The organism is Acidovorax sp. GW823-FHT01C06 (assembly GCF_058798375.1).
The window spans coordinates 139,842-164,493 of the sequence record NZ_JBXAKN010000005.1; the positions used below are offsets into that span (position 1 = coordinate 139,842).

Annotated in this window: 25 protein-coding genes and 1 riboswitch; of the genes, 12 read left to right on the forward strand and 13 right to left on the reverse strand. The window is 69.0% G+C overall.

Annotated elements, in window-relative coordinates; all coding sequences use genetic code 11:
* Positions 1-15: 15 nt before the first annotated feature.
* Genes AC1RCS_RS12895 through AC1RCS_RS12920 form a run of 6 tightly spaced genes read right to left on the reverse strand, consistent with a single transcriptional unit; the run spans position 16 to position 5,524 of the window.
* The gene (locus AC1RCS_RS12895; RefSeq protein WP_255591621.1) at positions 16-759 is read right to left on the reverse strand and encodes an ABC transporter ATP-binding protein; all 744 of its coding nucleotides are present in this window, start codon (positions 757-759) and stop codon (positions 16-18) included.
* Positions 752-1,516 carry an ABC transporter ATP-binding protein gene (locus AC1RCS_RS12900; protein ID WP_218296869.1) on the reverse strand — a complete coding sequence of 255 codons (765 nt, stop codon included), beginning with the start codon at positions 1,514-1,516 and terminating at the stop codon, positions 752-754. Before AC1RCS_RS12900 ends, AC1RCS_RS12895 begins: the two co-directional genes overlap by 8 nt.
* Positions 1,513-2,457, reverse strand: a complete 945-nt coding sequence (locus tag AC1RCS_RS12905) for a branched-chain amino acid ABC transporter permease (RefSeq protein WP_492245079.1) — start codon at positions 2,455-2,457, stop codon at positions 1,513-1,515. The genes AC1RCS_RS12900 and AC1RCS_RS12905 overlap by 4 nt, the downstream gene beginning before the upstream one ends.
* A 5-nt stretch (positions 2,458-2,462) precedes the next feature.
* The gene (locus tag AC1RCS_RS12910) at positions 2,463-3,365 is read right to left on the reverse strand and encodes a branched-chain amino acid ABC transporter permease (protein WP_218341268.1); all 903 of its coding nucleotides are present in this window, start codon (positions 3,363-3,365) and stop codon (positions 2,463-2,465) included.
* A 54-nt stretch (positions 3,366-3,419) separates the two neighbouring features.
* The gene (locus AC1RCS_RS12915; RefSeq protein WP_218296866.1) at positions 3,420-4,628 is read right to left on the reverse strand and encodes an ABC transporter substrate-binding protein; all 1,209 of its coding nucleotides are present in this window, start codon (positions 4,626-4,628) and stop codon (positions 3,420-3,422) included.
* 50 nt (positions 4,629-4,678) lie between these two features.
* Complete coding sequence (locus AC1RCS_RS12920) at positions 4,679-5,524, reverse strand: SDR family NAD(P)-dependent oxidoreductase (protein WP_218296865.1); 846 nt, start codon at positions 5,522-5,524, stop codon at positions 4,679-4,681.
* 156 nt (positions 5,525-5,680) lie between these two features.
* Here AC1RCS_RS12920 and AC1RCS_RS12925 point away from each other — a divergent pair, with 156 nt between their 5' ends.
* The gene (locus AC1RCS_RS12925; RefSeq protein ID WP_218296864.1) at positions 5,681-6,403 is read left to right on the forward strand and encodes a GntR family transcriptional regulator; all 723 of its coding nucleotides are present in this window, start codon (positions 5,681-5,683) and stop codon (positions 6,401-6,403) included.
* A 72-nt stretch (positions 6,404-6,475) separates the two neighbouring features.
* Here the strand turns inward: AC1RCS_RS12925 and AC1RCS_RS12930 are convergent, their stop codons facing one another.
* Genes AC1RCS_RS12930 through AC1RCS_RS12940 form a run of 3 tightly spaced genes read right to left on the reverse strand, consistent with a single transcriptional unit; the run spans position 6,476 to position 9,929 of the window.
* Positions 6,476-7,003 (reverse strand): hypothetical protein, encoded by a 528-nt coding sequence (locus tag AC1RCS_RS12930; protein WP_492245078.1) that lies wholly within the window; start codon positions 7,001-7,003, stop codon positions 6,476-6,478.
* Between the two features lie 5 nt (positions 7,004-7,008).
* On the reverse strand, positions 7,009-8,988 hold the full coding sequence (locus AC1RCS_RS12935) for an MFS transporter (protein ID WP_255591619.1): 1,980 nt from the start codon (positions 8,986-8,988) through the stop codon (positions 7,009-7,011).
* A complete protein-coding gene (locus AC1RCS_RS12940; RefSeq protein ID WP_492245077.1) occupies positions 8,985-9,929 on the reverse strand; it encodes a hypothetical protein in 945 nt (314 codons plus the stop codon). Before AC1RCS_RS12940 ends, AC1RCS_RS12935 begins: the two co-directional genes overlap by 4 nt.
* Before the next feature lie 126 nt (positions 9,930-10,055).
* Between AC1RCS_RS12940 and AC1RCS_RS12945 the strand changes: the two genes are divergently transcribed.
* The 8 genes from AC1RCS_RS12945 to AC1RCS_RS12980 all read left to right on the forward strand — a co-directional run bounded on the left by AC1RCS_RS12945 (position 10,056) and on the right by AC1RCS_RS12980 (position 16,073).
* Complete coding sequence (locus AC1RCS_RS12945; protein WP_218296863.1) at positions 10,056-10,796, forward strand: helix-turn-helix domain-containing protein; 741 nt, start codon at positions 10,056-10,058, stop codon at positions 10,794-10,796.
* Positions 10,797-11,104: 308 nt separating this feature from the next.
* Complete coding sequence (locus AC1RCS_RS12950; protein ID WP_492245076.1) at positions 11,105-11,986, forward strand: TetR family transcriptional regulator; 882 nt, start codon at positions 11,105-11,107, stop codon at positions 11,984-11,986.
* On the forward strand, positions 11,983-12,543 hold the full coding sequence (locus AC1RCS_RS12955) for a DUF2867 domain-containing protein (RefSeq protein WP_492245075.1): 561 nt from the start codon (positions 11,983-11,985) through the stop codon (positions 12,541-12,543). Before AC1RCS_RS12950 ends, AC1RCS_RS12955 begins: the two co-directional genes overlap by 4 nt.
* On the forward strand, positions 12,530-13,852 hold the full coding sequence (locus AC1RCS_RS12960; RefSeq protein WP_492245074.1) for an ABC1 kinase family protein: 1,323 nt from the start codon (positions 12,530-12,532) through the stop codon (positions 13,850-13,852). The genes AC1RCS_RS12955 and AC1RCS_RS12960 overlap by 14 nt, the downstream gene beginning before the upstream one ends.
* A 12-nt stretch (positions 13,853-13,864) precedes the next feature.
* On the forward strand, positions 13,865-14,272 hold the full coding sequence (locus tag AC1RCS_RS12965; RefSeq protein ID WP_255591616.1) for a DUF6463 family protein: 408 nt from the start codon (positions 13,865-13,867) through the stop codon (positions 14,270-14,272).
* 72 nt (positions 14,273-14,344) lie between these two features.
* Positions 14,345-14,725 (forward strand): hypothetical protein, encoded by a 381-nt coding sequence (locus AC1RCS_RS12970; RefSeq protein ID WP_218296859.1) that lies wholly within the window; start codon positions 14,345-14,347, stop codon positions 14,723-14,725.
* 187 nt (positions 14,726-14,912) lie between these two features.
* Positions 14,913-15,455: a YXWGXW repeat-containing protein gene (locus AC1RCS_RS12975; protein ID WP_218296858.1), complete on the forward strand. Its 543-nt coding sequence runs from the start codon at positions 14,913-14,915 to the stop codon at positions 15,453-15,455.
* 165 nt (positions 15,456-15,620) lie between these two features.
* Positions 15,621-16,073, forward strand: coding sequence for a thrombospondin type 3 repeat-containing protein (locus AC1RCS_RS12980; RefSeq protein WP_218341312.1), 453 nt, complete (start codon positions 15,621-15,623; stop codon positions 16,071-16,073).
* A gap of 37 nt (positions 16,074-16,110) precedes the next feature.
* On the opposite strand, the gene AC1RCS_RS12985 is transcribed toward AC1RCS_RS12980, so the two are convergent.
* Positions 16,111-16,893: a 2-keto-4-pentenoate hydratase gene (locus AC1RCS_RS12985; protein ID WP_492245073.1), complete on the reverse strand. Its 783-nt coding sequence runs from the start codon at positions 16,891-16,893 to the stop codon at positions 16,111-16,113.
* A gap of 216 nt (positions 16,894-17,109) precedes the next feature.
* Positions 17,110-17,223, forward strand: a riboswitch (glycine riboswitch).
* Between the two features lie 95 nt (positions 17,224-17,318).
* Here AC1RCS_RS12985 and AC1RCS_RS12990 point away from each other — a divergent pair.
* A complete protein-coding gene (locus AC1RCS_RS12990) occupies positions 17,319-18,638 on the forward strand; it encodes a D-amino acid dehydrogenase (protein WP_492245072.1) in 1,320 nt (439 codons plus the stop codon).
* Between the two features lie 67 nt (positions 18,639-18,705).
* On the opposite strand, the gene sorU is transcribed toward AC1RCS_RS12990, so the two are convergent.
* Together sorU and sorT are read right to left on the reverse strand one after the other, a co-directional pair.
* Positions 18,706-19,011 (reverse strand): SorU family sulfite dehydrogenase c-type cytochrome subunit, encoded by a 306-nt coding sequence (gene sorU / locus AC1RCS_RS12995; RefSeq protein ID WP_304505101.1) that lies wholly within the window; start codon positions 19,009-19,011, stop codon positions 18,706-18,708.
* A 140-nt stretch (positions 19,012-19,151) separates the two neighbouring features.
* Positions 19,152-20,363, reverse strand: a complete 1,212-nt coding sequence (sorT, locus tag AC1RCS_RS13000; protein ID WP_218296855.1) for a SorT family sulfite dehydrogenase catalytic subunit — start codon at positions 20,361-20,363, stop codon at positions 19,152-19,154.
* Positions 20,364-20,583: 220 nt separating this feature from the next.
* Here sorT and AC1RCS_RS13005 point away from each other — a divergent pair, with 220 nt between their 5' ends.
* Positions 20,584-21,759 (forward strand): rhodanese-like domain-containing protein, encoded by a 1,176-nt coding sequence (locus AC1RCS_RS13005; RefSeq protein ID WP_255591614.1) that lies wholly within the window; start codon positions 20,584-20,586, stop codon positions 21,757-21,759.
* A gap of 174 nt (positions 21,760-21,933) precedes the next feature.
* The gene (locus AC1RCS_RS13010) at positions 21,934-23,256 is read left to right on the forward strand and encodes a hemolysin family protein (RefSeq protein WP_492245071.1); all 1,323 of its coding nucleotides are present in this window, start codon (positions 21,934-21,936) and stop codon (positions 23,254-23,256) included.
* 52 nt (positions 23,257-23,308) lie between these two features.
* Here the strand turns inward: AC1RCS_RS13010 and AC1RCS_RS13015 are convergent, their stop codons facing one another.
* A complete protein-coding gene (locus AC1RCS_RS13015) occupies positions 23,309-24,637 on the reverse strand; it encodes an FIST signal transduction protein (protein ID WP_492245070.1) in 1,329 nt (442 codons plus the stop codon).
* Between the last annotated feature and the right edge of the window lie 15 nt (positions 24,638-24,652).

Sequence of the window (24,652 nt, forward strand, 5' to 3'; positions counted from 1 at the left end):
CTGAATGGGCGCCGTTCAGACGCCGAGGTAGGCCCGGCGCACGGCCGGGTCGTCCATGAGCTGGGCCGCCGCGCCCTGCAGCGTGATCTCGCCGTTTTCCAGGATGTAGGCGTGGCTGGCCACCGTGAGCGCCAGGCGCACGTCCTGCTCCACGAGCAGGATGGTGAGACCCTGCTCCCGGTTGAGCCGCTGGATCGCCTCGAAGATCTGCTCGACGAGCAGCGGCGACAGCCCCATCGAAGGCTCGTCGAACATGATCAGCCGCGGGCGGGACATGAGTGCGCGGCCGATGGCCAGCATCTGCTGCTCGCCGCCCGACAGCGTGGCCGCCCGCTGCTCGGAGCGTTCCTTGAGCCGCGCAAACAGGGTGTAGACCTTGTCCAGGTCCTCGGCGATCGCGGCGCGGTCACGGCGCAGGAAGGCGCCCAGCTCCAGGTTCTCGCGCACGCTCATTTCCTTGAACACCTCGCGCCCCTCGGGCACCTGCACCAGGCCCCTGCGGACGATCTCGTCGGACGGCTGCCGGTGGATGGGCTCGCCGGCGAAGTGGACCTCGCCGGCGGTGGGATCGATGAGGTGCGAGATCGCGTTCAGCGTGCTGCTCTTGCCGGCACCGTTGCTGCCCAGCAGGGCCACGATGGCGCCCTGCGGCACGGCCAGGCTCACGCCCGAGAGCGCCTGAATGGCGCCGTAGGAGGCGCTGATGCCGCGCACTTCGAGCAGTGCGCCCTGGCTTGGTTGCTGCATGGGATCAGGCATGGGCCGCTCCCTTGCCGAGGTAGGCTTCGATCACGGTCGGGTTCTCGCTGATTTCCTTGGGGGTGCCTTCGGCGATCTTCTGGCCGAAGGACATGACGGTGATGCGGTCGGAGATCGACATCACCAGCTGCATCACGTGCTCGACCAGGAGCACGGTGATGCCGTCCTTCTGGGCCAGTTCGGTCAGCAGGTGGTCCAGGTTCTCGATGTCCCGGTTGCGCAGGCCGGCCGCCGGTTCGTCCAGCAGCAGCAGGCGCGGCTTGAGCGCCAGGGCGCGGGCGATCTCCAGCAGCTTCTGGTGGCCGAAGTCGAGTTCCTTGGCGCGGGTCTCGCGGTCGTGGGTCAGGCCCACGCGCTCGATGAGGCTGTCCACCAGGTCGCGGATCTCGCCGCCGGGGCGGCGCAGCAGCCGGCCCAGCGTGTTCGCGCTGTGCGAGTGGCAGCCCAGCAGCACGTTCTCGTACACGCTCAGGTCGCCGAACAGCTCCAGGTTCTGGAAGGTGCGCGCGATGCCCATGCCTGCCATGCGCGAAGGTGCATGGTGCGTCACGTCCTCGCCGTCCACAACGATGCGGCCTTCGGTCGGCTGGTAGTAGCGGGAGATGCAGTTGAAGGTGGTCGACTTGCCGGCCCCGTTGGGGCCGATCAGCGCATGGATCGAGCCGCGCGCCACGTCGAACGAGAGGCTGTTCACGGCCACCAGCCCGCCAAAGCGCACGGTGATGCCGGAGACTTCCAGGAAGGGGCGCGTGCTCATGCCTGCACCCCCTTGGCGGGCTTGCGTGCCACGCGGCGGTTGCGGTCGGCGAACAGCCCCTTGGGCATGAACATCATGAACCCCATGAGGATCACGCCATAGATGATTTCCTGCACCGACATGAGCTGGCGCAGCAGCTCGGAGATGAGGCCGAAGGCAATGGCGCCGGCCACCGCGCCGCGCACCGAGCCCATGCCCCCCACGACGACCATGGTGAGGACCAGGATGGTGGTCTGGAAGCCCACGCTCTCCGGGTGGATGAACGAGGTGAACAGCGTGTACATGCCCCCGGCGATGCCCGCGAAGGCCGCCGAGATGGCGAACGCGCTCTGCTTCATGGCCTTGACGTTGATGCCCATGGCCATCGCGGCCACATCGCTCTCGCGCACGGCCCTGAGCGACGAGCCGTACTGTGAGCGCGCCAGCGCCACGGTGAGCCACAGCATCAGCCCCGCCAGCACCACCACGAAGGGGTAGGCCTGCAGGTCGTTGGTCAGCCTGTAGCCGAACAGATTGGCCGGATCCATCTTCATGCCGTTGGAGCCGCCCGTGACGCGCTCCCAGGTGAGGAAGACCCATTGCATCGCCTCGCCGAAGGCGAAGGTGGCCAGGGCCAGGTAGATGTCGCGCATGCGCAGCGCCAGGTAGCCGATGAGGTAGCCGAGCACGGCCGACAGGGCCCCGCCGGCCAGGACGGACAGCACGAAGGGCGGGTGCCATGCCGTGTTGATGATGCCGGCCGTGTAGATGCCGATGCCGAAGAACGCGGCGTGCGCCAGCGCGAACTGGCCCGATTCGCCGATCACGACGTGCATGCCCAGGGCCAGCACCACGAAGACCATCAGCAGGTTGACCACGTACAGGACATAGCCCGACACGGCGAAGGGAAGGATCAACAGAACCAGGGCGGCAGCGAGCAATGCCCAGTGATCGCGGGTCATGGTTTTCATACTTTCTTGACTTGGGGCTTGCCGCCCAGGATGCCCTGCGGACGCACGATCAGCGTGACCAGGATGGCCAGGAAGGGCGCGACCACGATGGCGTTGGTGGAGATGAACAGGCCCACCAGGTTCTCGACGATGCCGATGACGAGGCCGCCCAGCACGGCGCCCGGCAGGCTGGTGAAGCCGCCCACGATGGCCGCCGCATAGGCCAGGATCGCGATGTGCGCGATGTCCGGCGTGATGAGGATCTTGGGGGTGATGAGCAGGGCGGCCAGCGCGGACAGCAGGCCTGCCATGGCCCACACCATCATGCGGATGCGCGACAGGCGGATGCCGACGATCTGCGCGGCGCGCGGGTTCATGCCCACGGCCCGCATCGCCTTGCCGATGCGCGTGTGGTTGAACATCAGGTAGATCAGCACCATCGCGGTGAGGGAGGCGACGAAGATCGCCACGTCGAGCCGCGTGAGAAAGGCGTCGCCGATGATCACGGGGTCGTTGGAGACCAGGGGCGGCAGCGAGCGCGGCGTGTCGCCCAGCCCGGTCTGGCGCACCAGGCCCTTGAGCATGTAGGCCAGGCCCAGCGTGGCGATCACCAGCTGCGGGCCCACGCCCTTGGAATGGGTCACCCGCTCCATCACCACCCGCTGGAAGAGCGCCGCGCCCACCGCCACGGCGACCACCGTGACGGGGATGACCACGGCGTACGACCAGCCCGCGATCAGCAGCAGGGACAGCGCCACATAGCCGCCGATCATGAAGATCTCGCCCTGGGCGAAGTTCGGCACGTCGGTGGTCTTGAAGATCGCGACGATGGCGATGGCCAGCAGCGCATAGACGCTGCCCGTCACCAGGCCGGAAAGGATGCCCTGCTGCAGAAACAGCCAAATCTCACTGAAACTCATGGCGATGGAGGGGCGGCCGCACGCGGGCGTGGACCGGCCCCTTCTCCTGGTTGGTTACTTGGGCTGGTAGGTCCAGAGGCTGCGGTAGGCGCCGGGGACCGCGGTCATGTTGGTGCCGTCGAACTTCAGGTAGATGGCCGACTTCTGGCCCGCGTGGTCGGTGGGCGTGAGCTCGATCGGACCGGCCATCACGTTCGACTCGAACTTGGTCTGCGACAGCGCGGTGAGGAACTTCTCCCGCGTGAGCTGCGGGCCCGCGGCCTTGAGCGCGTTGACCACGGTCATCGCCGACGGGATGCCGTAGGGCATGTAGGTCTGCGGATAGCCTGGCTTGGCGGCCAGCTCGGGGTAGTAGGCCTTGTACATGTCGTAGACCCACTTGAGCTTGGGGCCGCCGGCCACGTCGGCCATCACTTCCTGCAGGTAGACGTTCTTGAACGCATCCTTGCTGCCCACGTTCTCGACCAGCTGCTTGAGGTCGGCCGTGCCGTTGACGGCGATCACGATGGGTTTGGTCCAGCCCAGCTCCTGCGCTTTCTTGACCAGCAGGCTCACGGGGCGCGCGTAGGTGGTGATCAGCAGCACGTCGGGGTTGGCGGCGCGGATCTTGAGCATCGGCGCGGTCACGTCGGTCAGGTTCGGCGCGACCGACTGGACCTGCAGGTCCACCCCGAGCTGCTTGGCCTGGAACTCCGCCGCTTCGAGGTTCCACCCGCCATAGGCATCGTCGTGGTTGATGTAGCCGATCTTCTTGCCCTTGAGGTGCTCGGCAGCGAACTGCACCATCGAGCCGCCCACCGCGCGCTGGGAGATGGAGAACGCGCCATAGATGTACTTCGACGGCGGGTACAGGGCGCCGTCGCCCGACGCGTTGAGCATCACCAGGGGGATCTGCGAGCGTTCCACGTACTCGCGCGCGCCCACCACGGCGGCAGAGCAGGAGCCCCCGTTGAGCGCGAAGACCTTGTCCTGCTCGGTGAGCTTCTTCACGGCGGCCAGCAGGTCGTTGGCGTTGCAGCGGTCGTCCTCGACCACCAGTTCGATCTTGCGCCCGTGGATGCCGCCGTCCTTGTTGATCTTGTCGTAGTACATCTTGGCCGCGTTCATCACGTCGAAGCCGTAGGCCATGGAGTTGCCCGACAGCGGCCCGAACAGGCCGAGCTTGATGGTCTTGTCGGTCAGGCCCGGTTCGGTCTGCGCCTGCGCGCAGAAGGTGGAAAGTGCGGCCACGCAGGCCACGAGCAAGGACTTGGCTGGTTTCACGAGAGTCTCCTTTTTTTGGGGGGGTGAGGTAACGGGGGAGCGCAATGGCGTCAGGCGGCCGGCTGTGGGGCCGTGTCCTTCTTCTCGAACCCTGGGCGGGGAATCAGGCCCAGCCAGGCCTGCGTCAGGCCGCCGTCGACGAGGAATTCCTGGCCGCTGATGTAGCTGGCCCGCTCGCTGGACAGGAACAGCACGGCGCCGGCGATGTCCGAGGGCGTGCTGATGCGGCCGGCGGGCACGATCTGTTCGCGCCGCAGGCGCACCGCGGGGTCCGTGTAGATGCCCTCGCTCATGGGCGTGCGGATCATCGCGGGGCTGACCACGTTGCTGCGCACGCCGTGCGCGCCCAGCTCGACGGCCAGCAGCTGCGACAGCATCTTCACGCCCGCCTTGCTCACGCTGTACGCCCCGCTGTAGGGCTGCGGAATGCTGGCCGAGATGGACGCGATGTGAACCATCGAGCCCCCGCCGTGGGCGATCATCTGCCGCCCGAAGGCCTGGGCGCACAGCAGGTAGCCGGTCAGGTTCACCGACAGCAGCTGGTTCCACTTGTCGACGGCGATGTCCATCAGCGCGTCGGCGTACAGGGCCGCGGCATTGTTGACCAGCAGATCCACCGCGCCCCAGGCCTTTTGCACCTGGTCCGCCGCCGCCTGCACGCTGTGTGGGTCGGTCACGTCGCAGGTGATCGGCAGGACCCGGCCCGGGTGCTCGCCCAGTCCGCCGGCGATCTCCGCCAGGCGCTGTGCATCGCGGTCGAGCAAGGCGACGCGGGCTCCCGCGGCCAGCAGCTGCACGGCGATCTCCAGGCCAATGCCGCCGCCTGCGCCCGTCACCACACCGGTGCGGTTTGCCAACCCCAGCCAGCCGCCATCTTCACTTGCAACCCTTGCCATATCCACCCTCGCCCTTCTTGATCAAAATCACGCATGGTGCGTGAGCGAGGCAATTATGTATACATGACTACTGATTTATCTCAGGGATAACCCGTAAAAAAGCCATTAATGGCATCACATGTATACTTGAAGAAAATTTCTACTGGAGCGGCAGGGATGAGAACTTTGGCCCAGGACGTGACCGAGACGCTGCGCAACTGGATCCTCAACGGGGAGATACGGCCCGACGAGCGGCTGGAGGAAATCCCCCTGGCCGAGAAGCTGGGCGTTTCGCGCACCCCCGTGCGCGCCGCCCTGAGCACCCTGGCCAGCGAGGGGCTGGTCGACCACCAGCCCAAGCGCGGCTACCTGGTGCGCGGCTTCAACATGGAGGAGATCGTCGCGGCCTACGAGGTGCGCGCGGTGCTCGAAGGCCTGGCCTGCCGCAACGCCGCCATGCGCGGACTCACGCCCGAACAGGCGCAGCGGCTGCGCGGGGCGCTGGCGGACGGCGACCGCATCCTGGCCCTGGGAGAACTGAGGCCCGAAGACCACGAGCCCTACCAGCAGATGAACGTGACTATCCACGACACGCTGCTGGAAGCCTCGGGCAACCCCTGGGTCACGCGCTTCGCGGAGCAGGCGCAGAACATTCCCTTCGCCTCGGACCGCATCATCCTGTGGGACGACCATCCCATCATCCTGCGCTCGCACGGCGACCACCACCGCATCATCGAGGCGGTCATCGCGCGCGACTGTGTGCGTGCCGAGCAGCTGATGCGCGAGCACGTGTACTACGCAGGGCTGATCCTGCGGCGCAACTACGAGAAGCTGCTCTCGTGCGGGGACGCAGCGCCGGGGGCCAAGCCACCGGCGCGCCGGGGTGCGCCCAAAGACTGACCCGGCGACAGGCCAGGCGGAGCGCCCGAGGGCGGTTCCCGGCCCATGTATCCATGCCGGCAGGATCGCGGCTCAGGCGCGCAGCCAGGCCTGCAGGTGCGGATAGGGCGCAACGCCCGAAGAGGCGGCCTGTGCGGGCGATGCGGCGAGGCCCGCCGACACCAGCCCGGCAGCGCCCAGATACACGCCCAGCTCGAAGGTCATGCGCAAGCCCTGCGAGTGGCCGTGGTAGCCCCCTTCGTGGAACAGCACGGCCGATGGCAGCCGCAGATGCTGCAGGGCGGCCCAGGCCCATGCCGTGGCTTCGATCTCGCCGCTGTGCGGCACGGGGGGCAGTTCGGCAAGGGCATCGCCCATGCCCGCGCGCAGGGCTGCGGGCACCACGGCCAGGTGTCCGGCCTCGTGCAGCAGGTCGCCGGGCCACCGCAGCCGCGCCAGGTCCACCCTCAGGCCGCCGCGCGCGATGCGCACGCCGGGCAGGAAGCTGTTGCCGCCGGCAAGCTCGTCCTCGGCCACGTCCAGGCCGATCTCCCGCAGAAAGGCCATGATCTTGCGGGCCAGCGCGGTGCGCTCTTCCTGTTCCACCCGGTCCTGCTCCATGGCGGTCAGGCTCCGAGCAGGTCCGCCACGCGCGAGCGCAGCAACGAAGGCTGCACGTCCGACGGCGCCACGGCGTGCCCCACGTTCAGGCCCACGCGGCTGTAGAAGCCCCTCCGGAAGGGCCGCACCATGGCCCCGCCCTGCTCGATGCGGCTGAAGTACGAGCCCCACAGATTGGTCAGCGCCATGGGAATGACGGGCGCCTCGATGCCCTCTTCGCGGGCACGCTCGATGATCTTCATGATGCCGCCCTTGAACTCCTGCAGCTGCCCGTCCTTGGTGATGCCGCCTTCGGGAAAGATGGCCAGCAGGTCGCCTTCGCGCAGCACCTGCGCGGCGCGGTCGAAGGCGGCTTCGTAGGTCTTGGGGTCTTCCTTGTAGGGCGCGATGGGGATGGCCTTGGCCAGGCGGAACAGCCAGCCGAGCACCGGCACGCGGAAGATGCGGTGGTCCATCACGAAGTAGATGGGGCGCGGGCTGGCCGCCATGAGCAGCACGGCATCCACAAAGCTCACGTGGTTGCAGGCCAGGATGGCCGCGCCCGTGCTGGGCAGGTTCTCGTCGCCCTGCACCTTGAAGCGGTAGACGAAACGCGAGGACACCCAGGCCACGAAGCGCAGCAGGTACTCGGGCACCAGCATGAAGATGTAGAACGCCACCACCGCATTGGCCAGGCCGGTGAACAGGAAGATCTGCGGCACCGTGAAGCCGGCGCCCAGCAAGGCGCCCGCGATGAGCGAACTCGCGATCATGAACAGCGCGTTCAGGATGTTGTTGGCCGCGATGATGCGCGCGCGGTGCGTGGGCTGGCTGCGCATCTGGATCAGCGCGTACATGGGCACGCTGTACAGGCCCGCGAACAGGCTGAGCAGCGCCAGGTCGAGCATCACGCGCCAGTGCTGGCTCTGCGCTAGAAAGGTGCCAAGGCCCATGATCTCCGCGGGCGGCAGGCTGCGCGCGGCGAAGTACAGGTCGATGGAGAACACGCTCATGCCGATGGCACCCAGGGGCACCAGGCCGATCTCGACATGGCGGCGCGAGAGCACCTCGCACAGCAGCGAGCCGATGCCGATGCCGATGGAGAACACTACCAGCAGCAGCGAGGCCACCTGCTCGTTGCCGTGCAGCACCTCCTTGGCCAGGCTGGGGAACTGGCTCAGGAACACCGCGCCGAAGAACCACATCCAGCTGATGCCCAGCAGCGAGCGGAACACCACGATGTTGCCATGCGCGAGCCTGAGGTTGCGCCAGGTCTCGGTGAAGGGGTTCCAGTTGATCGTGAGCCCCGGGTCGGTGGCCGGCACCGGGGGAATGAACTGCGCCACGGCGCGCCCCGCCAGCGCGGCCACCACGCAGGCCACGGCCACCGTGGTGTGGCCGATGCCCGGCAGCGCCACCAGCAGGCCCCCCGCCACGTTGCCCAGCAGGATGGCCACGAAGGTTCCCATCTCGACCATGCCGTTGCCGCCCGTGAGTTCGCGCTCGTTGAGCACCTGCGGCATGTAGGCGAACTTGACCGGCCCGAACAGCGTGGAGTGCACGCCCATGAGGAAGGTGCACAGCAGCAGGACGGGCACGTGGCCCGCGATGAACCCGAAGGCGGCCACCAGCATGATGGCGATCTCCAGGTTCTTCACGAAGCGGATCATGCGCGTCTTGTCGTACTTGTCGGTGAGCTGCCCCGAGGTGGCCGAGAACAGCAGGAACGGCAGGATGAACAGCGCGCCGATCACCAGCCCCGCCATCGCGGGCGGCAGCCACGACACGCTGAGCTGGTACGTCACCATCACGGTGAATGCGAACTTGAAGAGGTTGTCGTTGGCGGCGCCGGAGAACTGGGTCCAGAAGAACGGGGCGAAGCGCCGCTGGCGCAGCAGCGCGAACTGGTTCGGGTCCTCATGCCCATGGCCCGGGCTGCCCGTGTGCTGCACGGAGTGCACGTGGGGCGCCTGGGGCACGCTGGCTGGGGTGGTCTCGGGGTTCATGCGTTTCTCCTCGTGTCCAATGGGTCGGCGGTGGCTGCTGTGTGTGTTGGTATGGCCCGGCGCACCCGGGGCTGGAGGCCCTGCCCGCGTGCGACACCCATGGTGTGGGCGCCATTCTGCCCGCACATGGCGGCAAATGCGGGGCGCGGTGCGCGGCTGTGGCGCGAAGCCGCCAGCGCATCCAGCGCCATCAGCACCGGCCAGGCAGCGCCAGCCGCCAGCACGTGCTTGAGGCTGTGGCCCGACACCCACTGCGCCGTGGCGTCGAACACGGCATGGTCGGCCGCCTCGAACAGCTTGGCCACGGCGTACATCGCGATCACGGCGCCCAGGTGCACCGGCAGCGTGCCCGCACGCCGGGGCAGCAGGGCCAGCGCCAGCACCACCAGCATCCCGCCCAGCTGCACCACGGCCCAGGGCAGCAGGTTGCCGGTGGTGGACCACCACAGCACCGCAGCCGGCCCTGCCAGCAACACCGTGCCTGCGGCGGCCCAGCCCGCCCGGGCGCTCACCCGGCCACCCGCCGCCAGGCCCAGCAGGCCCGCGAAAGGCAGCACCATGCCCAGCCGGTCCCACAGCAGGCCCGCATCGTCGGGCACCGCGTGGTACAGGCCGGAGCCCACGGCCGCGCACACCAGGCCCGCGAAGAACAGGGCCGCGAAGACCCGGGAGGCCGCATCCATGGCCGGGCGCTCCACGCGCCGCAGCCACCGCAGCCCCGACAGGCCGGCGGCGGCGAATGGCAGGTTGCTCAGGACATCCAGCGCGCAAGGGATGCCCCACAGCGCGCGCTGGTCCGCAAAGGCATGCTGGTGGGTGCTGGCCGGCAGCGCCGGGCCCAGGCACGCCAGCCCCAGCAGCAGCACGGCGAGGCCCGGCAGGGCCCCCTCGGCGCGCGACGGGCCGGGGCGATGGCGAAAGGGAGCGGGGAGAACGGTCATGGTCGTCGTGTCCGTGGGCAGGTGGTGGATCGATGCCGCGCAGTGTCTTCAGCCCAACGGCCCCGGGCCGCGAAAAGTCGCACGGAGGGCCACCCGGAGCACCCTGGGTACCCATAATCGATACCCATGAGCACCACCGCCGACCTCGTTGCCGCCCTGAAAAAGGAACTCAAGACCGCGCAGATGACCTACGCGGACCTGGCCCAGGCCCTGGGCATGGCCGAGTCCAGCGTCAAGCGCATGCTGGCCAAGGGCGACATGCCGCTGTCGCGCATCGACGCGATCTGCCGCGCGCTGGCGCTGGACTTCGCCGACCTGGCGCGCCGCGTGGCCGACAGCCAGCCCTTGCTCAAGGAACTGAGCCAGGAGCAGGAGCGCGCGGTGGTGGCCGACAAGAAGCTGCTGCTCATGGCCATCTGCGTGCTCAGCCAGTGGACGCTGGAGCAGGTGACCACCACCTACCGCCTCACCGAGGCCGAGGGCATCAAGTACCTCGCGCAGCTCGACCGCATCGGCATCATCGAGCTGCGGCCGCTGAACCGCTACCGCCTCAAGCTGGCCAAGACCTTCCGCTGGCGGCCCCACGGGCCGGTGATGAACTACTTTCGCGAGCATGCGCTGCTCGACTACTTCGCGGGCGGCTTCGACGGCCCGGGCGAAGGCGTGCTGCTGGTCCACGGCACCATCAGCCGGGGCCTGGCGCCCGCCTTCATGGAGCGCATGCAGCGCGTGGCGCAGGACTTCGCGCAGCAGCACTTGGCCGACCAGAAACTGCCGCCGCGCGAGCTGGAGGGCTACACCCTGCTGCTGGCCATGCGCAGCTGGGAGTTCGAGGCCTTCACCGGGATGAGACGACTCCCCCCCTGAGCCGCTGCGCGGCGTCCCCCGCGGGGGACGCACCCGGTGGCCCGGCAGAGCCGGTTCCACGGGTGCACCGGCCTTGGGCGCGCCGGTTTCGGAGGGCGATGGCATGGCATGGCGGGGGGCCGGGCGAGCCAGCACAAACACTATCTTTTTGATAGCTTCTTGCGCTTTACCGACAAGCGGTAGAGGGCTAAAAAGTGCTCAGAACAGCCGCCTCCAGCGCACCGAATGCCCGTTTCAGCGCCGGTTGACTCTTTAATGTGAATACACTATTCTTTAAATAGTCAATTTGACAGATTTAAAGATATTAAATGAAGACCACCCGCCAGCAGCAAGATGCCACCCGCCGCCAGATCGTGGCCAGCGCGGTGGACCTCATGACCCGCCAGGGCTTCGACGGCACGACGATGAAGGACATCGCCCGCGCCGCCGGCATTGGCGACGCCACGATCTACAAATACTTCCCGACCAAGGACCGCATCGTGCTGGGCTACCTGGACGACGTGGCCCACCAGGCGCTGGCCGACACCCTGCAGACGCCCGGCTTCGCGGGCTACGGCCTGCAGGAAAAGCTGCAGCGCCTGACCGACGCGGTGCTGGAGCGCCTGCTGGCCGACCGCGAGTTCGTGGCCCAGGTGCGCAGCCTGGCGCGGCGCTCGCCGCTGTCGATGCTGGCCGAGCCCCTGGCGGCGCGGCACAGCCTGCGCGAGGCCGTCGCCAGATTTCTGGAAGCCGCGGAGGCCAGTGGCGAAATCGAGCCCTGCGACTTCAAGGGCATGGCGGGCGGGCTGTACACCGACTACCTGGCCGGTGTGGTGACGTACTGGCTGGCCGACACCTCCGAGGAATTTGCCGACACCACGCAGCTGGTGGACCTCTCGCTCGGCGTGCTGGTGCAGGCGCTGCGCGGGGGGCTTGTCAACCGCGTGCTGCAACTGGGTGGTTTTGTGCTGCGCAGCCAGATGGCCCGCATGGTGCAGCACAGCAGCGGCCTGATGGGCATGCTGCAGCTGGCCAGACAGGCCATGGCCAGCGCACCGCCCGGCCCGGCCCCCGCCTACACGGCAGCCGCTGAACCATCCCGGTCGCCGGAGCCTTCCAAACCGCCGCGTGCGCCGCGCAAACCCCGCGCTGCCAGCCCGGCACCCGCCGCACAGCCAGTGGCCACGCCCCGCAAGAGGAAGTCCGCATGACCACCGCCCCCGCCGTGCGCGAAATCCAGGTGCCCCCAGGCACCGTCATCCATGCCACCTTGCATGACGCGGATTTTTTTGACGCCTTCACAACGACCGATCCCCGCCCCGCCGCCAGCGCATTGCAGACCTGGCTGGAGGTCTTGGCCAGGACACCGCGGTGGACGGAGCAACTTCTGGCAGTGCGCAACAAGCTGGTGCGGCTGATGGGTCTCAAGGACGTGGGGCAGTTGCAGGACGTGCATCCGCTTGCCAGCGGAGCCTCTCCAACCAATGCGCGCAGCTACCGCGTCGGAGACCGCGTGGGCATCTTCCTCATCCGCCATCTGAGCGACACCGAAGTGGTGATGGGGCAGGACGACAAACACCTGGATGTGCAGGTCTCGCTGACCAAGCACGGCCAGCCTGGCAGTGCCCCCACGGTCGTCATCAGCACCGTGGTGCACATCCACAACACGCTGGGCCATGCCTACATGGCCGTCATCACGCCGTTTCACCGCCGCATCGTGCAGGCCATGCTGCAACAACTGGCCGCTTCAAACCATGGCCCGCGCTGAACCGCCGCGCACCAGCCGGCTTGCGCGCGGCACCATCACGGGCCTGGCGGCGGCACGCATCGGCATGGCCCAACTAGGCCATCGCGTGCGCAGCACGCCGTCTGCCCAGGCGCAGGCCGACCACGAGGCCGCCCTGGGCCGCATCCTTTTTGGCGCCCTGGGCCAGCTGCGGGGTTCAGCGCTCAAGGTATCGCAACTGCTCAGCATGCACCCGGGCCTGCTGCCCGACGGCGTGCGGCAGGAGCTGGCGCGCGCCCACCACCAGGCGCCGCCGCTCAACCGCGCGCTGGTGGGGCGCGTGTTCCGCCAGGCCTTCGGCCAGGAGCCCGAGGCGCTGTTCGACCACTTCGAGCCCACCGCCTTCGCCGCCGCCAGCCTGGGCCAGGTGCACCGCACACAGCTGGCGGGCCACGGCACGGTGGCCGTCAAGGTGCAGTACCCCGGCATTGCCGCCACCATCGCCAGCGACATGCAATTGATGCGCACCGCGCTGCGCGCGCTGGCCCACACCGACATGCCCCTGCCCGCCAGCACCGTGGTGGACGGCGTGATGGCCGAGATCGAGGCCACGCTGCTGCGCGAGGTGGACTACCTGCAGGAAGCCGAGCAACTGCAATGGTTTGCGCAGCACGCGGCTTTGCCCGGCGTGGTGCTGGCGCGGCCCATCCTGTCGCACACGCGGGCCCAGGTGCTCACGCAGCAGTTCCTGCCGGGCCAGCACCTGCAGGCCTGGCTGGCCACGCAACCCACACAGCAGCAACGCGATCAGGCCGGGCAGCACCTGTGGGACTGGTTCATGCACTGCACTTTTGTGCTGGGCCGGGTGCATGCCGATCCGCACCCTGGTAATTTTCTGTTCGCCCCCGATGGCACGGTGGGTGTGCTCGACTTTGGCTGCACGCGCAGCCTCTCCGACGGGTTTCGGGCGCAAGTGACACAGGCGTGGTCCGCACTGCTGCGCCCTCCCTCCGACCCGCAGCGCGACGCGCTGGTGCTGCAGGCCTACCAGGCACTCGGGCTCGTCAACGCCGGCCTCTCCGTGCAGGCCTACGCCGCCGAACTCGCCCCCGCACTGGCTGACATGCAGGCCTGGCAGATGGAACCCTTCACGCAGGCGGTTTTCGATTTTGGCGCCAAGACGCCGCCACCCATCACCGCCGCCCGCCACCAGCGCGTGCTGGGCGATCACTTGGTGCAGGTGCCCGGCGAAATGCCGGCGTTCGAGCGCATGTGGATGGGCCTGATGCACCTGCTCACGGGGCTGGGTGCACGGGTGCGCACGCATTGCCCCGCCCTTCTTTCTTCCTAGGAACCCGCCCACATGACCACCCTGACCTCCCCCTCCCCTCGCTCTGCGGCCATGCCGCCTCGCAGCCGCTGGAAGGGCCCGTGGATGCTGGCCGTGGCGCTGCTGCACACGCTGTATGCCGCCGTCGTGTTTCCGACCCAGCTGCAGGAGATCGTGCGGCGCGGCGTTTTCAACAGCGTGCAAAAAGACCCGACCGTGGGCGCCGTGGTCTGGTTTGTGCTGTTCGGCGTGTTGTTCGCGTTGCTGGGCTGGGCCATCCTGCTGGCCGAACGCAACACAGCCATGGCGCCCGTCCCCATGCGCGGGCTCGGTGCCGGGTTGCTGGCCCTCACGCTGCTGGGCATCGTGCTTATGCCCGCCTCGGGCTTCTGGCTGGCGCTGCCGCCCGCGCTGGCCCTGTGCTGGCCCCCGAGGCGCTGAAGGCGAAGAAGACGGATCGCCGCGCCGCGTCTGCACCTTCCACGGCCACCCTGATTGACTTGAAAACTGTCCATGAATACTGCGCTGGTACTGGCAGCCGGGGGCCTCGCCCTGGTGGGCGTTGCGCACTCGGTGCTGGGTGAATTCCTCGTGTTTCGCGCACTGCGCACGCAGGGCGTGGTGCCCACCGGCGGCAAGCCCGTGCTGCACGAGCGGCAGGTGCGCATCCTGTGGGGCACCTGGCACCTGGCCACCGTGCTGGGCTGGGCCCTCAGCGCCCTGCTGTGGCGCCTGGGGACCGTACCCGGGGATGCCAACCTGGGGGCCTGGGTGGCTGACGTGGCCGGGCTGGCCACCTTGGTCAGCGGAATGCTGGTGTTCTATGCCACCGAGGGCAGGCACCCTGCCTGGTTTGCCTTGCTGGTGGTGGCGGCCCTGGTGTGGTGGCGTTGACACGCGCGGGCCTGCACCGGACGGCCACCTGCACGCCCCGGCGTGAAAGAAATCACGAAAAGCCCCCCCTTTGCCGCCACGGGAAACACAACTTCACAAGACTTCGCAATTCGCCTACACCGTCTTGACGCAGCATCTGCACCATGAAGTCTCCGGTTCCGCAAGGAATCATTTTGAGGAGACCATCATGGCCCGCAATGCACTCGCCGCTGCTTCCATCGCCCTGCTGTCGCTGGGCGCCGCGACCGTGGCGCAGGCACAGACCAGCGCCACCGTCGTCATCCAGTCGGGGCAGCCCCACCACTACCAGGCGCCGCCCGCGCCGGTGATGGTGCAGTACGGCCCACCCCCGCCACCGCGCTACGAAGTGGTGCCCCGCCCCCGCCGCGACATGGTGTGGGTGCCTGGGTACTGGGACTGGCGCGGCCACCGCCACGTCTGGATCCAGGGCCACTGGGTGAAGGCCCGCCCGGGCTACTACTACCGCGAGCCCCGCTGGGTGGAGCATGGGGGCCGCTGGGAAATGCGCCCCGGCGGCTGGGACCGCGATGGCGACGGCATCCCCAATCGCTATGACCGCGACCGCGATGGCGATGGCATTCCCAACCGCTACGACCGCGACCATGACAGGGACCGCGACGGCGTGTCCAACCGCCACGACCGCGACCGCGACGGAGACGGCGTGCCGAACCGCCACGACCGCCGCCCGGACAACCCCTATCGCAATTGACGGGGCCTGAGCGCCGCCCGCCCCCCGATGGCGGCGGGCGCGCCAGGAACTGGCCCTCGCCGCCTACGCACACCCCCGCAGGGCGCCTACGCGGCCCGGCTGCCCGTGCCGCCACCATGCAGTGACCGCTTCCGCAAGGAACATCAGGAGAATCCCATGACCTTCATGACCCGCAAGACATTCACCGCAGCCTCCATCGCCTTGATGGCGCTGTGGACCCTCCCGCAGGCGCATGCCGCCACGCAGGGCACCGTCATCGTCCAATCGGGCCAGCCGGAGCGCAGCTACCACGCCACGCAGTACCAGGTGAGGCCCGCGCCCCCTCCCCCGCGCCATGAAGCCGTGCCCCGCCCCCGCCGGGGCCAGGTGTGGGAAGAAGGCCACTGGGAATGGCGTGGCAACCGCTACCAATGGGTGCGCGGCCACTGGGTGCAGGCCCGCGCCGGCCACCAGTATCGCCAGCCGCACTGGGTGGAACGCGAAGGCCGCTGGGAGTTTCAGCGTGGCGGCTGGGACCGTGACGGCGATGGCGTCTCCAACCGCCATGACCGCGACCGGGACGGCGACGGCGTACCGAACCGCCGCGACCAGCAGCCCGACAACCCGCGCCGCAACTGACCCCACGCCCGGCGCGCGCCGCGCAGGGCGCCGCCGGTCAGCCCAGTTGAAGTTCGGCGCGCCCCAGGCCGGGAAACTCAGCCACCACCACCGTGCCCGGCGCCACCATCACGGTGCCGGTGCAGGACCCGGTGGTCACCCACTGTCCCGCGCGCAGCCCACCCAGGCTGTGCGCGCCGCCATTGGCCAGCCAGGTGAGCAGGCGCAGGGGATCGCCAGCCGGGTTGCCCCAGCCAGCGTGCCGCACGGCCTGCGCGCCATTCACCGACAGCACCACGGGCTGCCGCATCGGCTGCACCGACTGCGCGCTCTCCGTTCCCGACCCCACGATGAGTGCCCCATGGCAGGCCTGGTCGGCCAGCCGGCTCCACTCGCCTTGCTGCGCCCAGGCGGCGTAGCGCGTGTCGCAGACCTCGATGGCCGCCCGCACCGACGCCACGGCGGACAGCGCCTCGGCCTCGCTGTAGGGCTGCGCCCGGGCAGGCAGATCGGCACCCAGTTCGTACACCAGTTCCGCCTCCACACCCAGCACGGCGAAGCCCGCGCAGGACAGGCGCACCGCGCCCCCGCCGGCCATCGCAAACACCGAATCGCGCGCCAGGGCCGCCCGCGCAGGCAGCGCCTGCGGCGACGCCGCACCCACCTTCCAGCCCGCGATCTCGCCGCGCTCGCGCACCACGGCGTCCTGAACGGCATAGGCCTGGGCAGCGTTCTGGGGACGCAATGCGGCGGGCAGGTCGAGGGGACGGGGCGTGCGCCCCAGGCGGGCCATGGTGAGCACGGCCGCGCTGGTCAGCGGATCAAAGGCGGTATCGGGCATCAAGGCGTCCTGGAGAGAAAGGCGAAGGTTCCGGCGGATTATGGCCAACCCCGTGCCCGCAGCATCAGCAACGATTGCGGTTCATTAGCGCGGACAAAGCGGTTTTTGCGCGATGCGGGCTCCTAGAATGGCCCCCGCAGGAGAGTCAGCGGCCCCGCCCGCTTCACCGAAGGCGCAAACTCCCATACACGCTCAGGTCCCGTACTGCACCATTCATCAAAGCCGTCTGGAGAGCCGCTTCGCGCAACGCGAAGCGCACCGAAGGAGCAAACCGCGCGCCATGTGGGCCGCGCGGTGAATCTCTCAGGTACCAAGGACAGGGGGAGCGGCAGCTTGGGCATTCATGCGCCAGCTGCACGCTATTGAATTCATAGCTGCCAGCGCATGTTGTTCTAGCGCCAGAGCCCAGAAAGGCTTTGAAAATCATGCGCGTGATCGTTTTGGGCGCCGGCTTGCTCGGCGTGACTTCGGCTTATTTCCTGCAACAGCGCGGCCACGAGGTGACCGTCATCGACCGCCAGGGTGCGCCCGGCGCCGAGACCAGCTTCGCCAACGGTGGCCAGATCTCGGTGAGCCACGCGGAGCCCTGGGCCAACCCGAGCGCGCCGCTCAAGGTGCTGCAGTGGCTGGGCAAGGAGGACGCGCCTCTGCTGTTCCGCATCCGCGCCGACATGCGCCAGTGGCTCTGGGGCCTGGACTTCTTGCGCAACTGCACGCCGGCGCGCACGCGCCACAACATCGAGCAGATCGTGCGCCTGGGCACCTACAGCCGCGACACGCTGCAGCAGTTGCGTGCGGCCACCGGCATCCAGTACGACCAGCGCACACAAGGCATCCTGCACTTCTATACCAACCCAAAGGAATTCGACGGCGCTCTGGGCCCGGCCGAACAGATGCGCGCGCTGGGCTGCGAGCGCCAGGTCATCAGCGCCGACGAGGCCGTGCGCATCGAGCCCGCGCTGGCCCACATCCGCCCGCAGCTCGCAGGCGCCACCTTCACGGCCGAGGACGAGTCGGGCGATGCCAACCAGTTCACGCGCGAGCTGGCCCGGCTGTGCGAGGCGGCGGGCGTGCAGTTCCGCCTGGGCCACCACGTCACCGCGCTGCGCGAAGCCGGCGGCCACATCGACCATGTGGAAGTGACCAACGCCGAGGGCCGCTTCGAGCGCGTGCGCGGCGACGCCTTCGTGCTGGCCATGGGCTCGTTCAGCCCGCTGCTGGCGCAGCCGCTGGGCATCCGCCTGCCCATCTATCCGGCCAAGGGCTATTCGGTGACCATGCCGGTCAAGGATGCGGGCAAGGCGCACCAGGTGAGCCTCACGGACGACGAGTTCAAGCTCGTGTTCTCGCGCTACACCAGCGAACGGGGTGGCGACCGCCTGCGCATCGCCGGCACGGCCGAATTGAACGGCTACGACCGCCACCTGAACCAGGTGCGCTGCGACGCCATCGTGCGCCGCGTGGAGCAGCTGTTCCCCGGCGCGGGCGATGCCAGCCAGGCCCAGTTCTGGACCGGCCTGCGCCCCGCCACGCCCAGCAACGTGCCGCTGATCGGCGCCACCAAGGTGGCCAACCTCTTCCTCAACACGGGCCACGGCACGCTGGGCTGGACCCACGCCTGCGGCTCGGGCAAGGCCCTGGCCGACATCGTGAGCGGCCGGGTGCCCGAAGTGGACTTTGCATTCCAGGGTCTGCAGGGCTGCGCTCCCGGCAAGGCGCTGGTGCCATCGCGCACCACGGCCTGAACGGGAGCACAGCGGGGTTGCAGCACCGCCGCGCAGGCGGCGCTGCCACCACGGGCCAGCGCCCGGCCTACCTGGCAGCGCCCGTGGCGTGCGCCACGAACTGCGCCACGGCCTGCATGTCCTTCTCGCTCATGCGTTCGGCATACGAAGGCATCACGCCGATGCCCGCCTTGAGCGCGCGCAGCACGCGGCCCGCGTCGGGCTTGAGCTCATCCAGCACCGGGCCCACCTGCCCCTCGGCACCGGCGGCCTGCAGCGTGTGGCACACGGCGCAAGCAGGCTGGATCTTGATGAACAGCTCCTTGCCCCGCGCCAGCTCGGCGGCATCCGCCGCCCAGCCGGCACCCGTCCACAGCAGCAGCACGCTCGACATGGCCGCGAGCGCAGGCACGCGCAAATGCTGGAAACCGATGCGCCCCAGCACCAGTGCCACCGCGGATCTGGCACGGCCAGTCCGGGGGGCGCGCTCCCCTCCAGGGGGGAAGGCGCGCAGCGTCTCAGGGGGGCGCCCGGTCACGCTGCGGTCACCGTGACCGCATGGTCGCGCCAGCTCGCGTTGTTGTAGCCGCCCAGGTTTTCCTCGCGCTGCTCGGCCTGCACATTGCCTGCGGCATCGGTGGCGCGGCTGGCCAGCACGTGCGTGCCCGCCGCCAGCGTGACCGGCAGCACGAACTGGCGCCACGCGAACTTGCCCAGATCGGGGCCGATGAGCCGCGCGGCCTGCCAGGTCTTGCCGCCGTCCACCGAGACCTCCACGCCCTTGATGGCCTGCGTGCCGCCAAAGGCCACGCCATGCACCTGCACCTGGCCGGCCTTGAGGGGGCCCTTCTCGGGCAGGGGGCCATTGATCCAGGACTTGACGCCCATCTCCCACACCGACGGCTGGTCGGGGCTGGCCTTGGAGCCGGGGGGCGACATGCGGTAGCCGTGCGACATGATGCGCGCCTGCGACTGGGCGCCGGTGAAGGCCACGCGCTTGACGTACTTGATGTTGTTCACGCCCTGGTAGCCCGGCACCACCAGCCGCAGCGGGCCGCCGTGCGCCAGCGAGATGGGCTCGCCATTCATTTCCCAGGCCAGCAGCGCGTCCTCGGTGGCCTTGATGGGCACGGAGCGCTCCACCAGCACGGACAGCGGGTCCACGCCCTCGGGCAGCTTCTCACCCCCCGTGCCCGTGAGGTAGGCCGCGCCATCGGCGAGCCCGCCCAGCGCCGCCACCACATTGCGCAGCGGCACGCCGCTCCACACGACGCACCCCGCCGCGCCCACGGCCCAGGGCGTGCCGCTGGGCTTGCTGGGGAAGAAGCCACGCCCGTTGCCCGAGCACTGCAGCACGGTGGCCACGGTTTCCACGCCCAGGGTCTTGAGCTCGGCCAGGGTGAGGCTGCGCGGGTTCTTCACGCCTTCGACCGACACCGTCCAGGCGTCCCGGTTGTCCAGGATGGCCGCGTCGGGCGCAGGCAGGTTGTTGCGCACATACAGCTGGTTGGAGGGCGTGATGACACTGGTGCCGAAAGCCGAGCGCCGGGTTTCCAGCGTGCTGCTGCTGTGCACGATGAGCGCATCGGAAGACTTCCATCCCGCATACGCGGGCAGCGGCTTGGCGGGGCTGGCGGCCTGCTGCGCCCTGGCGCTGCCGGTCCATCCGGCCAGGCCCAGCGCGCTCAAGGCAGCGGCGCTTCCGGCCAGCATGTGGCGGCGCGGCAATGTCATGGAATCTTTCATGGAAACGGTCTCCAAAATAATGATTGAACAGGCAGGCTCGCGACAGCGGTGGGCAGGCCCCCGGCTTTCAGCCTAGGCCGCATTCTGTGCGGCAGCCCCTGCGCACCGCGCGCGACATGGCGTTAGTAAACGTAACAAATACAAAACATCGGAAACATTCGTACGCAGATACGGAGGGCGTGGGCATATTCGCCCTTTCTTTTGAGAGAGGGCGCGCGCCATGAACACTGACTGGAGACCCATGGGCGGCAAGCTCGCGGTGCTGCTTTTCGCGTGCGCGGCCTGTGCCGTGGCGCAGGCCCAGCTCACCGCCATGGTGGCGGTGGAGCCCACGGCCCGCAAGGCGGCCCACTCCATCCTGCGCACGGCCGCCGAGTCCGGGCTCTCCAAGGCGGCCGGCCAGACGGTGGCCCTGGCCACCAGCGACGAACTGGCCGACGTGATGCGCGCCACGCGCAGCGCCAGCCACGACATCTTCATCGGCCCCGCCCAGGTGGCCGCTTCCGCCCTGCAGCGCGGCTATGAACTGGTGGGCGCGACGCAGAAATCGGACAGGTACCTGCTGGTCGGCCTGCCGCAGATCGACGCGGTGCCGGCGATGAAGGGCCGCAGGCTCTACCTGCCCCAGCAGGATTCGCTCTATACCTACATGGCGCGCGGCATGCTCAACGAGGCGGGCCTGTCGTTCCAGGACCTGCGGGCCGTGCAGTACGAGAAGTTTCCCCAGGCGGGACTCACGGCCCTGACGCTGGGCACGGCCGACGCCACCGTGGTGCGGGAGGACGAGTGGGCGGAATGGTCCGCCGCGCACCCGGGCACCGCGCGCGTGCTGGCCACCTCGCAGCCGGTGCCGGGCGGGTTTTCCATCGTGGTGAAGAAGGACCTGCCCGCCGATGCGCGTGGCAAGCTGGCCCAGTGGTTTGGCGGGGCCTCGTCCGCCACCGGCCTGCCCCCGGTCGCCGTGCGCCCCGAGGCCGCGGAGTACCGGCGCGTTGCGGAGCTCGGCCTCTTCACGCCCACCAGCCTGCCCGGGGTGAACCGCATCACCGCGCGCGAGGCGCAGAGCCTGCAGGCCCAGGGCGCGACGCTGGTGGACACGCGCACCGAAAAGGAATTCAAGACCCGGCGCATCCGGGGCGCCGTGTTTGCCGCCTATGTGGAAAAGAGCCTCAAGGACGTGGCGTTCAACGCGGCCCAGGACGATTTCCAGGCGCTCGACAAGATTCCCAGCCTGGACAAGGCCAAGCCCGTGATCTTTGCCTGCAACGGCGCCGAATGCTGGAAGTCCTACAAGGCGGCCAAGGTGGCGGCGGCCAAGGGCTTCAAGTCCGTGTACTGGCTGCGCGGCGGGCTGCCCGAGTGGGACGCGACCGGGCTGCCCACCGAAGGCGGCTGAGCACGCGGCGCACGGGCCGCCACGGTCCCCGCGCCAGGCCTGCCCTGCGGCCTGCGCGCCCTGCACCGTCGGGCGCCGCGCGCGCAGGTGCCGTGGCCTTGGGGAACCCGCCGCGCCCCCGTCCTTACAATCCCATACTCATCAACACCCAAGGGCGTGCAAGGCGCCCTTTGTATGGAAATAGCAATACTGTTCGCCCTCATCCTCCTCAACGGCCTGTTTGCCATGTCCGAGATCGCCCTGGTCACGGCCCGCAAAGCCCGGCTGCAGAAGCTGATCGATGAGGGCGATAGCGGCGCCGCCGCCGCCGTGAAGCTGGGCGAGGACCCCACCCGCTTCCTCTCCACCATCCAGATCGGCATCACGTCCATCGGCGTCCTCAACGGTATCGTGGGCGAGGCCGCGCTGGCCGCGCCGCTCGCGTCCTGGCTGGAGTCGCTGGGCGTGCCGCTGCCCTATGGCGGCTATGCGGCCACGGGGCTGGTGGTGGTGCTGATCACGTACTTCTCCATCGTCGTGGGCGAGCTCGTGCCCAAGCGCATCGGCCAGTCGTACCCCGAGACCTTCGCCCGGCTCGTCGCGCGGCCCATCAACTTCCTGGCGCTGGCCACCAAGCCGTTCGTGCTGCTGCTGTCCACGTCCACGCGCACGCTGCTGCGCCTCCTGGGCGTGAAGGAAACCAGCGGCAGCCCCGTGACCGAGGAAGAGATCCACGCCATGCTGGTGGAAGGCACCACGGCCGGCGTGATCGAGTCGCACGAGCACACCATGGTGCGCAACGTGTTCCGGCTCGATGACCGCCAGATCGGCTCGCTCATGGTGCCGCGCGGCGACGTGGTGTGCCTGGACATCGATGCGCCGTTCGAAGACAACCTGCAGCGCATCGAAGAATCCGACCATGCCCGCTTTCCCGTGGTGCGCGGCGGCATGGACAACATCCTGGGCGTGCTCAACGCGCGCCAGTGGCTGTCGCGCACGCTGCGCGACCGCGCCCACGGCCTGACCCAGCAGACGCTGCAGACCGCGCTGTACGTGCCCGAAACCATCACGGGGATGGAGCTGCTGGACAACTTCCGGCTGTCGGACGTGCACATGGCTTTTGTCATCGACGAGTACGGCGAGGTGCAGGGCATCGTGACGCTGCAGGACCTGATCGAGGCCATCACCGGCGAGTTCCAGCCGCGCGACCCCGAGACCTCGTGGGCGCTGCAGCGCGAGGACGGCAGCTGGCTGCTGGACGGCCACATTCCCGTGCCCGAGCTGAAGGACCGCCTGAACCTGGACACCGTGCCCGAGGAGGAGCGCGGCCGCTACCACACGCTCAGCGGCATGATCATGCTGCTGACCGGCCGCCTGCCCAAGGTGACCGACACGGTGCAGTGGGAGAACTGGAAGCTCGAAGTGGTGGACATGGACGGCAAGACCATCGACAAGATCCTGGCCACGCGGCTGACGCCCGAGGAAAAAGCCGAGTCCAACGACAACGGCGCGGGCTGACCGGCGTTGGCGATTGCGGGGGCTGCTGCACCAGCCCGCCCCCTCTTCTACATCAGGACGGTGAGGGCTCGCCGTCCACAAACACGGTCAACACGCCGGTGTAGCCGTACAGATGGTGGTGGGCAATCTCGCCGCCCGCAAAAAAACCGGCCAGCGGCACATCGCCCAGCGCGTGGCGCACGATCTGCAGTTCGGCGCTGGGGCCGCCAAAATGCGGGCCGCCACGGCCCGAGCAGCTCACGTAGATGGCGCCGCAGATGCGCCGGCCCGCCTGCGGGGCGAGGCTGCCCTGGCCGCCCGCGGCGGGCCCGGCGGCCGCGCCCGCCGCGGCATCCGAGACCAGCGGCACGGGCTCCAGCTCCTCTGGCGACAGCTCCTCGCGGATCTCGGCGCAGATGCGCATGAGGTCGGCGCGCGCCGCGGCCACGTTGCGCTGGCAGAACGCCAGGTGCATGCCGGCCTCGACCTTGTCGGCCAGCGCCACGCCCCGGCGGGCGCCGTCCAGCCCCACGATGTGCCGCACCCGCGTGTCGGTGCCGAAGTGGCCCGTGCGGCGCTGGCCCTGGGGCTGCTCGCCCGCGCTGACCAGGCCCGCCAGCGTGGCGCGCACCTTGCGCAGGGCGGGCTGGGGATCTCCGTCGAGCGTGACGTCCAGCGTCTCCAGCAGCACGTCCAGCGCGGGTTCGCCGTCGAGCTGCAGCACCACGTTCTCCTGCGCGTCGGTGATGGTGCGCAGCGCCCCCACGGGCTGGCAACCCTGCGTGACGCGCGACACCAGCGCCACGCCGGCGCCAAACGCCACGCCCGACAGGCCGCCATCGAACACGCCGCCCGCCGCGCCCTGCCCGGCCATGTTCCCATCGCCCCCCACGGCGAACTGCACGCTCGCGCCGCGGCTTGCGCTCAGGCCCCCAAAGAGATAGCCCGTATCGGTGCGGGCCGCCATCTCCGCCAGCAGTTCGGCCAGCTCGGGCGTCTGGCCATCGGCATGCACCAGCGCGGTGTGCGCGACGAAGCCGCTGGCCGGGTGGCGCGGGTGGTTGGGCAACGGTGCCACGCCCGAGAACACGCGGTACTGGTCGGCGGGTACATCGAGCAGCATCACCGACAGCGCGGGCTCGTCAAAGTACTCGGCATTGTTGGCCGATACGCCCACGCCCACGGTGCCGCTCCAGTCCGTGACCTCGGGCAGTTCGCCACTGAGGTGGTCGAGCAGCGCCTGGGCCTCGCTGGCGTAGTGGTCGGTGATGTAGAGCAGGCCCAGCGTGGGCGCCGAGGCGTATTCGGGCAGCGCCATCTGGGCGCGCAACTGCGCCAGAACCAGCGCGGCGGCCATGCGCCACTGGGGATGGGTGGCGTGGCCGGAAGGGAAAAGCTTCATGGTGTGGATCTCCGT